Raw genomic sequence first — 12851 nt, 5'->3', positions numbered from 1 at the left:
CCTCAGCCACCGAAAACGGAAGTATTGGTAGGGTGGCTGAGGTTCTCGAAGCCACCTGCAGCTACTATTTCGTAGGAGAAATAATCTTCACATCCTGAAAGGCAATCGCTCCCTTCACCACCCCGCGAATAACATCATGGAGCGCGGTAACGATCTGTTTCTTTAATTCACTGTCATGGTACAATAAGCTCACTTCACGCGCAGGGGAAGGCTCTTCAAAATAACGGAGGTTCTTTTTGTACTCTTCCGATAGGTCCATAGTATGTAAATAGGGAAGAAGCGTCATTCCCAGCCCTTCATTGCTCAATTTCACCAAGGTCTCAAAACTTCCACTTTCCAATTGAAACGTATCAGTACCACTTAGTTTTGCGGTTTTACACAGATTGATAACCCCATCGCGAAAGCAGTGCCCGTCTTCCAATAATAATATATCGTCAATATCCAAATCGGCACTACTAATTTTCTTTTTTTCCGAAAGGCGATGGCTAGGAGGGATATATCCCACGAAGGGTTCATAGTACAACGCACGTTCCTTTAACTTTTCATGGCCCAATGGCGTTGCTGCAATCGCGGCATCCAAATGGTTTTCCTGAAGTTTTTCGATGATTTCCTCTGTGGTGAGTTCCTCTATCTTCAACTGAACCTTGGGATAGCGATTTGAAAATGTTTTCAAAAACATTGGAAGCAAGGTAGGCATAATGGTCGGGATGATCCCTAGCTTAAACTCTCCCCCGATAAATCCTTTCTCCTGGTCTACCACATCCTGCATCCGATTGGCTTCGTTTACGATGCTGCGTGCTTGTTGGACAATTTTCTTACCTACAGAAGTAAGCTCGATAGGCTTTTTGGCGCGGTCAAAAATCTTGATATCCAATTCGTCTTCTAGCTTCTGAATTTGCATACTCAGCGTCGGTTGGGTGACAAAGGACCGCTTGGCAGCCTTGGTGAAATTCTGAAATTCAGCCACGGCTAACACATATTTTAATTGGGTAATGGTCATTTTTTGGTCGTTTACTGCAAAGATACCATTGCTATTGAGAAAATTTATGATGAATGTCATAATAAACTGTTATTTCTTATAATGAAAAATGCCTGTCCGATACGAACAGGCTACTTTTTTTGATTGATGGGTTTCGTTACATTCTGATATCTAGCGTTATGGGGTCGTCAGCTACTTCAAACTTAGCATCTGAGAATTGTGGCGGACCCATACTCATTACATTATTCGAAGCGCCGTACATTTCTTTGGGCATTCCGTTTGGTTCAAAGTCCATTTGCTTATTATCATTTTTATCATGGTACAACAGAACAGCATAGGTTCCTGGAGCTACATTTTCAAAGGTCACGGTTGCTTTTCCGTCGATGATTTCACTTGATAGTCCAACCAAAGGTTGCTTTAGGAAGCTGGCTTCATCATATAGGCCAAAAATTACATTCCCTTCATCGCTATTAACTGGTACTGTGACAGAAACGGTGGTTCCTTTTTCAGAGGTTTGGTCTTGAGCGTTTAGCAGTAGGCTGCTTAGGGCAATCGTAAGGGTAAGAAGAATCGTTTTCATATTGTTTGTTTTGATTTCTGATACAAATATGAAGCGCTCTTAGCTGTTTTGAAATTGAAAAATACCGAATTGTAGTTTTATGGCGATGAACTGTTATAACAATCCCTTTGCCTTAATTTCAAGATATTTGTTGATGGTATTCACCGTTAAATCCTCCGGTGCTGTCAATACGGTTTGAATACCATGTTGTTGAAGTTCGCGTACCATCACCTTCTTATCGAACTGAAATTGCTGCGCGATGGTCTGATCGAATATCTCTGAAATCGATTCGGCTTTTTCTTCCGCTAATTCACGTAATTCCGTGTTCTCGAAAAAGACAACTACCAATACATGTTTCTTTGCAATGGCTTTCAAATAGGGAAGCTGTCGGTGCAAGGCTGAAATATGCTCGAAATTGGTGTACAACATCAATAGGCTACGGTGCGTAATTTTTCGTCGCACCAAGGCTTGTAAAATACCGTAATTGGCATCCTTAAACTGGGTTTCAATATTATACAACGTTTCCAGCAAACGATTCAAATGCGTTTTGCGCGATTCTGCAGGTAGCAACTGCCCTAATTCATTTGAAAAATCGACCATACCTACCTTGTCACCTTTCTTTAGTGCGATATTGCTGAAAGCGAGCGTGCTGTTTATCGCATAATCCAATAGCTTCAATCCATTAAACGGCATCTTCATCACACGGCTGGTATCGATGATGGAATAGATAGGCTGCATCTTTTCATCTTGATACTGATTCACCATCAGCTGTCCGCGCTTTGCCGTAGCCTTCCAGTTTACGGTTCGCACATCATCGCCCAACACATAGTCCTTAATCTGCTCGAATTCCATGGTGTGACCAATCCGACGAATTTTCTTCAATCCTATATGCGACAACCGATTGTCGATGGCAAGGAAGTCGTATTTCTTCATCTGGATAAAGGATGGGTACACCTTCACCAATTGTTCATTGTTGAAAGTAAAACGCCTTCGCAGTAAACCAATAGCCGATGTGGCGTAACAGTTTAACTTTCCGAAGACATATTCGCCACGATCTACCGGGCGAACATCATATTCCAACGTAGTCCTTGATTTTCCCGGTACTTTCGTTTGCATCCAAAAATCTCTCTTCTGAAACTGAACCGGTAATTCATCAATAATCGAAATATGTAAGTTAAAAGTATAGCTATTCTGAAGGGATATCGAAACGGGATTCACGTCGCTGTTCGAAAATCGATCAGGAAGCCTTCTTTCGCCCGTCAATCCTTTCGATGCATACAGCATGATGCTTTCAAAAAGGAGCAATAGAACGAGTCCTAAAACCAATAACCAGGTAATGCCATAGAGCGACGGGAACCAATAGGATAGCAAAAACAAAATGGAGATTGCTGTTAAGGCGTAAAAGAACCGCGGTGTGAGATATATGGATTTTAGGAATTTAATCACTTAGCGCGGGATTTCAATAGATTGAGAAATCATGTCGATAACCGTTTCCGGGGTCATGCCTTCCATTTCGCGTTCAGGGGAAAGGATTATACGATGGCGAAGCACTGGCGCCAATGCTCGTTTTACATCCTCGGGCGTCACAAAATCGCGTCCCTGAATCGCCGCAAAGGCTTTTGCAGTATTCATGATAGCCAATGAAGCCCTCGGCGAACCTCCTAAGTAAAGATGCGGGTGATTTCGGGTTTTATCAACCAATTGTGCGATATAGTTGAAAATTTTATCCTCGATCAAGACTTCCTGAACCTGGTTACGGAACGTTTTCAAGGAATCGGGTGTCAACACTGCAGAAATTTCATCTTGGGGCAATTCCAATTTACGGTCGTGATGTGTCTTAAGGATACTGACTTCTTCCTCCAAGTTCGGATAGCCAACCTTGATCTTGAATAAAAAACGGTCTAATTGCGCTTCGGGTAGGGCATAGGTTCCTTCTTGTTCTACTGGGTTTTGCGTAGCTAGGACCATAAATGGATATTCCATGGTGTGCTCGGTGCCGTCCAAGGTAATTTGGCGCTCCTCCATTACTTCAAAAAGTGCCGCCTGTGTTTTTGCCGGCGCACGGTTGATTTCATCAATAAGAATGATGTTGGAAAAGATAGGTCCCTTCTTGAACTCGAAGTCTGATGTTTTCATGTTCAAAACAGAAGTTCCCAAAACATCACTCGGCATCAGGTCGGGCGTAAACTGAATCCGGCTAAAATCGGTATGAAGTGTCTTGGCAAACAATTTAGCGGTAATCGTCTTGGCGATTCCGGGCACACCTTCAATTAACACATGGCCGTTGGCGAGTAGGCTTACGATAAGTAGTTCTATAAAATCATCCTGTCCTACGATTACCTTTCGTAGCTCGGCCTTGATCTTATCGGCAGTTTCCTGTAGCTCCTGTAATGGAATGCGATTATTAAAGTGAAGCTCGTCGTTCTGTTGTTCAGGATTTTCCATCTAGTTTCGTTTTGAATTCTGTAAGTTCTTGATATAATTTTTGAAGCTCTTCTTTCGAAGTATGCTGTTGCTTTTCTACCTTTTCGATAAAAGTAAATAGTTTTTTAGTGTCTTCCAGTGTGTTTCCACTTCTTCCGGCAACCGCCTTATAAAAGTGACTGTTTCGCTGCTCCGTGGGGACGCGTAGTCGTGTTCTGATAAATTCGTTGAAGAGGGCGATCTGTTTTTTAGCGATACCATCGTACTCCTTTTTGTCGAAGAACATCCCGGCAATCGTTCGCGTATACATATAGGAACGGTTGGTGACTGGCGGTTGTATGGGAATGCTTCGTTGCTTGCGCTTTCCTTCAAATAAGACGAATAGCAATATCCCGATTAGGACGAAATAGTAAGCCCATTTCAGGTATTTGTTTCCTAAAATCATCCGTAAGGGTGAAACATCTATACGCTTTCCACTTTTGTAATATCGATCCCAATACAGAGGCGTTGCCGAATCGAGATAGGAGAGGGCGTTAGCGGTATAGGCCGGATTCCGTTCTTCCTCCAACAAAAAGTAATTTGTGAAGCTTTCCGGTTGGGTATGAAGATACAGTTGCCCTTCACCGAAAGGAACTTGAATAAAGTTTACCAATGAATCGCGTAGTGAAAGCGTATCGCGATATACCTGCGATAATCCCAGTACGGTATGCCTTAGCGTATCAATTTTGTCGAAATACGTTACCGCGAGATCCCTATTAATGTGATACGGTTTTGGCGCTTTTAGTGAAGGGTGCGTTAGATTTAGTAAAGGTTCAGTTCCAAGTTGATTGACATCGTATTTGGTGTTTATCTCTAACTGAAGTGTATCAAGTAATCGGTATCCGAAACTATGCGCTGAAACAAAGGCAGCATTCCCTTTATCGATCCATGCCAGCATACGATTTAGCTCTGCTTCTTCAAAATTGATGTAGTTATTTATAAAGAGATAATTTCCTTTTAGGGTATCCCTTTCTAATACTTCAAAGGGAGGTCGCTCCAGCGATTCGAAGTTCTGAAATGAATCTGATACCAAATCATGAAGTACATAGGTTCCATACGGTATTTTATCGGCACTGTTATACGATGGAAACCAACTGATGGGTGTGGGTTTTGTTGCTTCTGCATACACCAATAGTCCGAGCAAGACGACGAAAACTCCCAAAAATATTTTCTGCACTTTACTCATGGCCGGGAATATTTTGTTGAAGATTCGTAAAGGTTATCTCAGCCTTGTTGAAGTCGGATTGGGTTACCGAAAAATTTCCATACCAGATATAATCGTACAGTAGCGTGGCCTTTCGGAACTGTTGGTTCAACAGGGCTTCCTCTATTTCCGAAATATAATCGGCATTGGTTTTATCAAATTCATAATCTATTATTTCCGCATCGGTCAACTGTTTCAGGATTAGCAGATAGTAGTAGCGAATGGCCAGGCGAAAATTGCCTTCGCTTAAGGCCTTATCGATTAGCGCCCGAATATCCTTGGTTTTGATGATTTCTTCTTCTTCGGTGAAGAAAACTTCAGGTGTTTCTTTCGACTTCAAGAAACTAGCGCCCGGATTCAATTTATAAAATAACCAAACGATAAAAATGATGATTCCTAATACGATAAGCCAGGGTAATACTTCAAACAAAAACAGCAAGAAGGAATTCCCCCTAAAATCGCCAAACAACCATCGCCAGAAGCTATTCCAGATATTGGCAAACCAATCCATCAATTTGTCCCACCAACTTTTTTCACGTTTCGCCTCGGTATAATCGAAGGCCTCATCAGTCCGATACTCCTTCAATTTTTCTTCTGAAAACGATACAGGTTCTACGGCGCTACCTTCATCATATTGCACCGCCGTCGTATCGCGAGCAATACCTTGTACTGTCGTTGCATTCGATACGAATGGCACTATAAATAATATGAAAAAGAATAAGGTTCGCATTCCTGAATTACTGCTGTTTTCCTAAATTATCGATGGTTTCCATAGTTCCCGTGAGGTGTTTCTTTTCATTTAAATTATAGTACACCAATATTGTAGCGATAACGATAAGGGAATGCAACAAATACTGAGCAAGGAGGGCAATCCCATTTAAGGCAAAGTAGATCCAATCGAACATAGCGGTAGGATCTGCCGATATTTCCTGAGACCGCACGAATGTTTGGACGAAAAAATAAATGTATTGGGGAATGTTAAATACAAATGTAATGAGGTAAAACAATAAGAAAATTACGAGATATGTGGCAAAGGTAATCCACCATTCTCCTCGAATAAGGTCAAAGCTATAACTTATGGAATCGCTGATCCCCCTGCGTTCAATAACTAAAATAGCGTAGGTGGAAGCCAATACGGTCCCGAGGTAAATTCCAGGAATGATGCACAATACCAATCCGATACCCGCCATAATCCCAACCAAGAAGGTCAGTCCGAACAAGCGCCAAAAGTCCTTTTTAATTCCTTGAGACACTTCTTTTTTATCGACAACCCCGTTATTTGCGATGTATATCTTCACATAATGAATAATCGTTCCGTAGAGCAACGCGTAAAAAGCCAAACCTGACACCATTAACAATAGTAAGGCGATGAATATTCCAGCCGTATAGGCACCGAAATCCATAGCTGTATTTAGCAAACCAAGGTTGCCCAGCGTCGTCTGCATATAATAGATATACGCGAAGATTACGATCAGCAAGGCAGGCCCCGCATATTTTAAGATCATACCTCCCAAAGGCTTACATTCCAAGCGAATGAATTTAAAAGTATCGGTTAAAATAGCTCCCAGCTCACGCTGCTTCTTGAAGTTCACGTAGTTGTCGTTCATTTTTTCTTTTTAGTTGAATAGGGTATAAAACATAATAATAAAGAATACCGAAAAGCGAGCTGCCGATAATTAGAATGGCCAGCCAGTCGGGCATTTCAGTGTGACGCGTTACAAAGCCTTCCAAAAATCCGGCAATAATGAAAAATGGCACTGTACTCAGTAAAATTTTTAGTCCATCCTTAGCGCCACGAGTGAAGGATTGTAGACGGGTATAGGTTCCTGGAAAGAGAATGCTATTGCCCAATACGAGTCCTGCACAGCTTGCAATGATTATGACGGATATTTCAATCGTACCATGAATCCAAATGGTACGGGCCGATTCCCATAACAGGCCATGGTCGTAAAAGAAATACTGAAAGGAACCAAGCATAATGGCATTTCGCATCACGATAAAAAGCGTACCAACGCTCAAGAATACCCCTAACATAAAAGCATATAGCGAAACTTTAATGTTATTGATGGTGATGCCCAAAAACATATCCATCTGTTCGGCTTCCTTATAAACTGCCATCGGATCGCCCTTTTCAATATTGTCTAAGGTCATATTTACATAGGCGTCGCCCATGATTAATCGTACAAAATCGCCATCGGTGGCTGCAGAATAAGCACCGATGATGGAAAAAAGCAAAAAGAATAAAAACGCTACCAAAAGCTGTTTGTGGTATTGCGCAAAGAAGGCTGGAAACTCTTTGGTATAAAAAGTGATGAAGCGCGTTCGCGATTCGCGTTTGGTTTTATAAATCTTTTGATGCGCCAACACCGATAAACCATTCAGGTATCGAACGGTGTTGCTATTAGGGTAAAACGTTTGTGCGTAGCTTAAATGGTCGGTAATTTCGATATAAAGTGCGCTGAGTTCATCTGGAGAAATCGGGGCATTATTCCGAAGAACGTTTTCAAATGTTAACCATTTATCTTTATTTTGCTTCGCAAAAGCGGCTTCGCGCATGGTGTGCCAATTTGCCTCAAAGAAACAGTTTTCATGGATAATTTTCAAATAGAAACCGCGCAAAATGTCAATTTGGTACAGAATGTTGCCGGTGTGGGGGAGCGTATTTTGGCGTATTTGGTGGATGGACTTATTCTGTTTGTGTATATCATTGGTGTTTCCTTCCTCCTATCAAATATTAATACGTTCGATATGGGCTGGCTTGCAGCGATGTCAATCGGACTTCCCATCTTTCTTTACCATTTGCTGTGGGAAACCTTTTGGAATGGCCAAACCCCAGGAAAGGCCGTTCTAAAGATTAGGGTCGTAATGTTGGATGGTAGCAAGCCCGCCTTCTCAAACTATATGCTACGTTGGTTGTTGCGACTGGTCGATATCAGTTTAAGCTCTGGTGGGGTAGCGGTAGTGGTTATTCTTTTTAATGGAAAAGGGCAACGGCTAGGCGATATCGCTGCTAAAACCACGGTCATTAGCGAAAAGAAAACAATTTCCTTCAAACAGACCGTATTGGCCGATATTCCAGATGATTATGTGCCTACCTATCCGCAAGTGACCGTTTTTAGCGATGCTGAGATGCAAACCATTAAAAACCTGTATCAGCAGGCGCGATTTAAGGGACAACACAATGTTATTCTGAAATTGTCTGATCGCATCTCTAGCGTGATGGATGTCTCTTTTGAAACGAAACCAGTGGTATTCGTGGATACCGTTATTAAGGACTACAGTTTTTACACCCAACAGGCATGAACGTATTTTTCATCATAGATATTCTAGGTACTATTGCCTTCTCCATTTCAGGGGTGCTTACGGCCATGAACAAACGATTGGATGCCTTTGGTATTTTTATCATCGCTTTTGTAACGGCAGCGGGTGGTGGTACGTTGCGCGACTTGTTATTGGGTGCCAATATTGCATGGATGCGCAATCTTACCTTCGTTTATGTCATCTTTGGCTCCGCAGTACTTGCTGTTATCTTTCGAAAGAAGCTGGGGTATGTACGGCGGTCGCTTTTTTTGTTCGATACCATCGGGATAGCTCTGTATACTATTGTAGGCTTGGAAAAGGGAATGGCAGCAGGCCTTCCCCCGCTTATCTGTATCGCCTTGGGAACTATGACCGCTTGTTTTGGTGGGGTTATTCGTGATATTCTATGTAATGAAATTCCGATTATTTTCCGAAAGGAAATTTATGCAACGGCTTGTATTATAGGTGGACTGACGTACTTCTTATTGTTGAAGACTACTATCTCGCAGGAATGGGTAGTCATCATTTCAGGAAGTATTGTGATAACTGTACGCCTTTTGGCCGTAACCTTCAATGTATCATTACCAACCTTGTATCGGGAAAAGGAATAATAAATAGTTACTACAGTACTTTCGCTTTTATATAGACATTTTGCTTTGGCCATTCGCCTTCATCGGACGGAAGATTGGCGATTTCTTCAACAACATCCATTCCCTCTGATACACGTCCGAAGACCGTGTAACTACCGTCCAAATGACCAGTAGAACTTGGTGGTCCTAGGAAAATGAAGAATTCGAACGGAGCGGATCGATTGTCTGGGTTTTCGCGATATTCCTTGGCACCACTAACCGAACCGTAAAAGTGGTTTCGTTTTATTTCTGCAGGAAGCAGATAATCTTCTGCCAGCTCGGCCCGCTTTTCATTGGTGGAGGGAAGGTCGCTGTTGCCACCCTGAATGATAAAATTTGGCACAATACGATGAAAAAAAGTGTTGTTGTAATACTCCTGTTTCACCAAATAGATAAAATTGGCGCGGTGTAAGGGTGTATCTTCATATAAGTCGATGACAATATCACCAATTCGGGTAGTGATCTTCACCTTGGTTTCAGGATTGTTCTTTCCGTATTCGGTGAGAAATTCGGCCATGTTTTCCTCCGTAATTTTAGGATAGTTTGTACCTGAAGTATCCTTCACTTTTTCTTCTTTGGAAACGGTTTCTTTTTTTTCTGTTGAAGTATCTTTGGAAGAGGTCTCGCTTTTAGTCACTTCATCTTTCGCATCGGAGGTCTTTTTAGTATCTTCACAGCTTGCAAAAAGCAGTACCAAAACAATTGCTAAACAGGAAAGGGTTTTCATAGATAATGGAATTTTCAACGTTTCAACAACGGATTGTAAAAGTAAGAAATCTCGAACTTCCCGGCGAAGCGGAGCATCTTAAAATGGCTCCCATCGAGCGACTTCGTGAATTGAAGCGACAGGCTGAAAAAGCGAAAACGGCTCGAAAAGCAGGGGTGATGGCTTTGTTTTATCCTTCCTTAAACGAAGAAACGCATCTTATCCTTATTCTTCGAAAAAGCTATAAGGGGGTTCATTCTAACCAGGTAGGATTTCCAGGTGGGAAACTGGAGAATGAGGATGCTTCCTTACAAGACGCTGCACTGCGTGAAACGGAAGAGGAAGTAGGGGTGCCACGGTCGCAAATTGAAGTATTGAAACAACTTACAGAACTCTATATTCCGCCCTCTAATTTCTTTGTTCAACCTTTTTTGGGCATAACCGAAAGGACGCCTTCATTTATACCCCAAGAGGAGGAGGTGGAAGCCTTGATTGAAGTGCCGTTACAACACTTTATGAGTGAAGAGGTGTTGGTGTCTGAAATCATTACCACCTCATATGCAACCAACCTTGAAGTTCCGGCCTTTCGTTTGAACGAAAATGTTGTCTGGGGTGCCACTGCCATGATGCTCAGCGAAGTACGCAGCCTATTGTCTCAGGTGCTCTAGAGATAGATTTTTCGTATCTTTGCAATTCGGCTTTTTTGGAAGCCATTATCCAATTTAAAGTAGGAGCAATACACTATGGGGCTTTTTAAGAAAAATCCTTTTGGACATATTTTATTTTTGAAAAAATGGCTCATCCGAATTATGGGCGCTATGACCCATAGGCGTTTTAAGGGCTTTAATAAACTTCAGATCCACGGGAGTGAAATCATTAAGGAGCTACCCGATAACAACGTCTTGTTCGTCAGCAACCACCAAACCTATTTTGCCGATGTTGTGGCGATGTTTCATGTGTTTAATGCAAGTCTAAGCGGACGTGTCGATAATATCAAGAATATTGGTTATCTGTGGAATCCTAAACTGAATCTTTACTTCGTAGCAGCCAAAGAAACCATGCAATCGGGCTTGCTTCCTAAAATTTTGGCCTACGCAGGTTCTGTAAGCATCGAACGCACGTGGCGTGCGGAGGGTAAAGAGGTGAACCGTCAGGTGAAGATGAGCGACGTGAGCAATATCACCAAAGCCTTGGAGGATGGTTGGGTCATTACCTTTCCACAGGGAACCACCAAACCTTGGAAGCCAATTCGCCGTGGAACCGCGCACATCATAAAAAAGAACAAGCCAATCGTTGTGCCCATTGTAATCGATGGATTTAGACGCTCTTTTGATAGAAAAGGAATTCGTATTAAGAAAAGAGGGATTCTTCAATCCATGGAAATCAAAGAGCCTTTGGATATCGATTATGAAAATGAAAGCGTAGATGATATTGTAAAGAAATTAGAATACGCTATCGAACAGCACCCTTCATTTTTAAAGGTTATTCCACAAGAAGAATTAGAAAAAGAAGAAGAGCTCAATAAGGAACGAGAGTGGCGGTATTGAGGTGCTTTATGCAGTAAGCGGTAAGCTATAGGCTATAGGCATTAGGATGAAGGCAGGTGGTATGAAGTGTTGGTTGTAGGTATAAAGCTTATTAAACTCCAAATTCCAAATTCCAAATCTCAATAGGCTAAAGGCCAATAGCCAACCGCCAACAGCTAGCGGTCAATTACTAAGAGCAATAAGCCAAGGATTATCTCATCAACCTTAACCGCTCACTGTTCACTGTTCACTGTTCACTAGACTTCCATCTTCTTCAACTCGCTATAGTTTCGCTTCAACCTTCGCAGTAGAATACCATAGAGAATGCGATAGAACAGTAGCAGTAGGCCTAGAATAACGACACCCATAATTAATTGGGCTAAAAAGAATACCGTTATAAATTTATCTTCAGTAAGCTGTGTGTTACCCCATCCGAATTCGCCCGACATTACTTCAAATAACCTGTGCTTATTCAGATAATAATAAATATTGAATCCAATAAGCATCAACGCAGAGGCACCAACATTATACATTACGAAGTACTTGACGGTTTTTCGAGTCTTTAGGATATTCTTCATCAGTTGCTTCACCGAGTCCGTTACCTGAATCGATTTATAGTTCTTATAAAAATAATAGATGAAGCTAATAAAGATGAGATAATGAACAATATTGATAATGATCATTGCAGTGTGCATTCCCATCCCATCAACTACTTCTTCACTCGATTCTGGCATCACAAAGGCCAAAAGTGTCCAAAACAATAATTCCGCAATACTGATGTAGAAAATCCACTTCACGATAGAAGAAGACTTCTTCAACAACATCTTGTAAATGTCGTTGTAGGAAAGCGTTGGAAGCTCTTGCTCCCGGCTTTGCCATTCTTTCTTTAATAAATCCAATTCATCCATGGTCAGGTTCCTCCTATGGGTTCAAAATTTGACGTAATTTATCTTTCACTCGGCTCATTTTTACGCGAGCATTCACTTCACTAATACCAAGTGTTTCCGAAATCTCTTTATACGGCTTGTCCTCTAAATACAAAAACACCAACGCCTTATCAATATCATTAAGCGTTTTCACAGCCTGGTACATCAACTTTAACTGTTTGTCCATCGTATCGTCATACGGTTCTGCCTTTATCTTGAAGCTCACCGACTCAAAATCGCCGGTATCGACTCTTCTTTTCTTCTTCCGATATAAGGTAATGGCAGTATTCAACGCCACACGATACATCCAAGTGCTAAACTTCGAATCGCCTCGAAACTTTGGAAAGGCCTTCCATAACTGAATAGTAATCTCCTGAAACAGATCGTTATGCGATTCCTGATCGTGGGTATACAACCGACAGATCTTATGCACAATGTTCTGATTGGCCTCCAGTTGCGTAACAAAACTATGTTCAAGCTCCTTCGTCAATGGTTTTTAGTTGATTGCAGTATAGGTAGTGAAACGTTACGGTTTGTTACAAATTTCATAAAAAAATAC

The 12851-nt window shown here is 41.7% G+C and carries 15 protein-coding genes; 4 read left to right on the top strand and 11 right to left on the bottom strand.

Going from position 1 to position 12851, the window contains the following annotated elements:
* Window positions 1-64: 64 nt before the first annotated feature.
* From I4Q58_RS00375 to I4Q58_RS00340, 8 genes are all read right to left on the bottom strand, one after another.
* Window positions 65-1000 carry a LysR family transcriptional regulator gene (locus I4Q58_RS00375; RefSeq protein WP_203294278.1) on the bottom strand — a complete coding sequence of 312 codons (936 nt, stop codon included), beginning with the start codon at window positions 998-1000 and terminating at the stop codon, window positions 65-67.
* 136 nt (window positions 1001-1136) lie between these two features.
* Window positions 1137-1559, bottom strand: a complete 423-nt coding sequence (locus I4Q58_RS00370) for a DUF2141 domain-containing protein (RefSeq protein ID WP_203292593.1) — start codon at window positions 1557-1559, stop codon at window positions 1137-1139.
* A 93-nt stretch (window positions 1560-1652) separates the two neighbouring features.
* Window positions 1653-2981, bottom strand: a complete 1329-nt coding sequence (locus tag I4Q58_RS00365; RefSeq protein WP_203294276.1) for a DUF58 domain-containing protein — start codon at window positions 2979-2981, stop codon at window positions 1653-1655.
* Between the two features lie 3 nt (window positions 2982-2984).
* The gene (locus tag I4Q58_RS00360) at window positions 2985-3983 is read right to left on the bottom strand and encodes an AAA family ATPase (RefSeq protein ID WP_203292591.1); all 999 of its coding nucleotides are present in this window, start codon (window positions 3981-3983) and stop codon (window positions 2985-2987) included.
* Window positions 3970-5187: a DUF4350 domain-containing protein gene (locus tag I4Q58_RS00355; protein ID WP_203292589.1), complete on the bottom strand. Its 1218-nt coding sequence runs from the start codon at window positions 5185-5187 to the stop codon at window positions 3970-3972. The genes I4Q58_RS00360 and I4Q58_RS00355 overlap by 14 nt, the downstream gene beginning before the upstream one ends.
* Entirely contained in the window at window positions 5180-5935 is a 756-nt protein-coding gene (locus tag I4Q58_RS00350; RefSeq protein WP_203292587.1) for a DUF4129 domain-containing protein, read from the bottom strand. The genes I4Q58_RS00355 and I4Q58_RS00350 overlap by 8 nt, the downstream gene beginning before the upstream one ends.
* A 7-nt stretch (window positions 5936-5942) precedes the next feature.
* A complete protein-coding gene (locus I4Q58_RS00345) occupies window positions 5943-6812 on the bottom strand; it encodes a hypothetical protein (protein WP_203292585.1) in 870 nt (289 codons plus the stop codon).
* Window positions 6775-7761 carry a stage II sporulation protein M gene (locus tag I4Q58_RS00340; RefSeq protein ID WP_203292583.1) on the bottom strand — a complete coding sequence of 329 codons (987 nt, stop codon included), beginning with the start codon at window positions 7759-7761 and terminating at the stop codon, window positions 6775-6777. Before I4Q58_RS00340 ends, I4Q58_RS00345 begins: the two co-directional genes overlap by 38 nt.
* 33 nt (window positions 7762-7794) lie before the next feature.
* Between I4Q58_RS00340 and I4Q58_RS00335 the strand changes: the two genes are divergently transcribed.
* Window positions 7795-8508 carry an RDD family protein gene (locus I4Q58_RS00335; protein ID WP_203292581.1) on the top strand — a complete coding sequence of 238 codons (714 nt, stop codon included), beginning with the start codon at window positions 7795-7797 and terminating at the stop codon, window positions 8506-8508.
* On the top strand, window positions 8505-9116 hold the full coding sequence (locus I4Q58_RS00330) for a trimeric intracellular cation channel family protein (RefSeq protein WP_203292579.1): 612 nt from the start codon (window positions 8505-8507) through the stop codon (window positions 9114-9116). The genes I4Q58_RS00335 and I4Q58_RS00330 overlap by 4 nt, the downstream gene beginning before the upstream one ends.
* 10 nt (window positions 9117-9126) lie before the next feature.
* On the opposite strand, the gene I4Q58_RS00325 is transcribed toward I4Q58_RS00330, so the two are convergent.
* Window positions 9127-9861 carry a peptidylprolyl isomerase gene (locus I4Q58_RS00325; RefSeq protein ID WP_203292577.1) on the bottom strand — a complete coding sequence of 245 codons (735 nt, stop codon included), beginning with the start codon at window positions 9859-9861 and terminating at the stop codon, window positions 9127-9129.
* A 5-nt stretch (window positions 9862-9866) separates the two neighbouring features.
* Here I4Q58_RS00325 and I4Q58_RS00320 point away from each other — a divergent pair, with 5 nt between their 5' ends.
* Both I4Q58_RS00320 and I4Q58_RS00315 read left to right on the top strand, forming a co-directional pair.
* Window positions 9867-10508, top strand: coding sequence for an NUDIX hydrolase (locus tag I4Q58_RS00320; RefSeq protein WP_203292575.1), 642 nt, complete (start codon window positions 9867-9869; stop codon window positions 10506-10508).
* A gap of 75 nt (window positions 10509-10583) precedes the next feature.
* Window positions 10584-11387 carry a lysophospholipid acyltransferase family protein gene (locus I4Q58_RS00315; RefSeq protein WP_203292573.1) on the top strand — a complete coding sequence of 268 codons (804 nt, stop codon included), beginning with the start codon at window positions 10584-10586 and terminating at the stop codon, window positions 11385-11387.
* Window positions 11388-11623: 236 nt separating this feature from the next.
* Here the strand turns inward: I4Q58_RS00315 and I4Q58_RS00310 are convergent, their stop codons facing one another.
* Both I4Q58_RS00310 and I4Q58_RS00305 read right to left on the bottom strand, forming a co-directional pair.
* A complete protein-coding gene (locus tag I4Q58_RS00310; RefSeq protein WP_203292571.1) occupies window positions 11624-12274 on the bottom strand; it encodes a hypothetical protein in 651 nt (216 codons plus the stop codon).
* A gap of 13 nt (window positions 12275-12287) precedes the next feature.
* Window positions 12288-12782: an RNA polymerase sigma factor gene (locus I4Q58_RS00305; RefSeq protein ID WP_203292569.1), complete on the bottom strand. Its 495-nt coding sequence runs from the start codon at window positions 12780-12782 to the stop codon at window positions 12288-12290.
* Window positions 12783-12851: the final 69 nt, after the last annotated feature.

The sequence above is a fragment of the Luteirhabdus pelagi genome (genome assembly GCF_016827595.1).
GTDB lineage: Bacteria > Bacteroidota > Bacteroidia > Flavobacteriales > Flavobacteriaceae > Luteirhabdus > Luteirhabdus pelagi.
Note: the sequence above shows the minus strand (reverse complement) of the source record. Positions and strands in the feature narration are given on the sequence as shown.

Bases quoted from the DNA above. Each gene is read 5' to 3' on its own strand.
- I4Q58_RS00375 (WP_203294278.1), bottom strand. From the start codon at position 1,000: ATGACCATTACCCAATTAAAATATGTGTTAGCCGTGGCTGAATTTCAG.
- I4Q58_RS00370 (WP_203292593.1), bottom strand. From the start codon at position 1,559: ATGAAAACGATTCTTCTTACCCTTACGATTGCCCTAAGCAGCCTACTG.
- I4Q58_RS00360 (WP_203292591.1), bottom strand. From the start codon at position 3,983: ATGGAAAATCCTGAACAACAGAACGACGAGCTTCACTTTAATAATCGC.
- I4Q58_RS00355 (WP_203292589.1), bottom strand. From the start codon at position 5,187: ATGAGTAAAGTGCAGAAAATATTTTTGGGAGTTTTCGTCGTCTTGCTC.
- I4Q58_RS00350 (WP_203292587.1), bottom strand. From the start codon at position 5,935: ATGCGAACCTTATTCTTTTTCATATTATTTATAGTGCCATTCGTATCG.
- I4Q58_RS00345 (WP_203292585.1), bottom strand. From the start codon at position 6,812: ATGAACGACAACTACGTGAACTTCAAGAAGCAGCGTGAGCTGGGAGCT.
- I4Q58_RS00340 (WP_203292583.1), bottom strand. From the start codon at position 7,761: ATGCGCGAAGCCGCTTTTGCGAAGCAAAATAAAGATAAATGGTTAACA.
- I4Q58_RS00335 (WP_203292581.1), top strand. From the start codon at position 7,795: ATGGATAATTTTCAAATAGAAACCGCGCAAAATGTCAATTTGGTACAG.
- I4Q58_RS00330 (WP_203292579.1), top strand. From the start codon at position 8,505: ATGAACGTATTTTTCATCATAGATATTCTAGGTACTATTGCCTTCTCC.
- I4Q58_RS00325 (WP_203292577.1), bottom strand. From the start codon at position 9,861: ATGAAAACCCTTTCCTGTTTAGCAATTGTTTTGGTACTGCTTTTTGCA.
- I4Q58_RS00320 (WP_203292575.1), top strand. From the start codon at position 9,867: ATGGAATTTTCAACGTTTCAACAACGGATTGTAAAAGTAAGAAATCTC.
- I4Q58_RS00315 (WP_203292573.1), top strand. From the start codon at position 10,584: ATGGGGCTTTTTAAGAAAAATCCTTTTGGACATATTTTATTTTTGAAA.
- I4Q58_RS00310 (WP_203292571.1), bottom strand. From the start codon at position 12,274: ATGGATGAATTGGATTTATTAAAGAAAGAATGGCAAAGCCGGGAGCAA.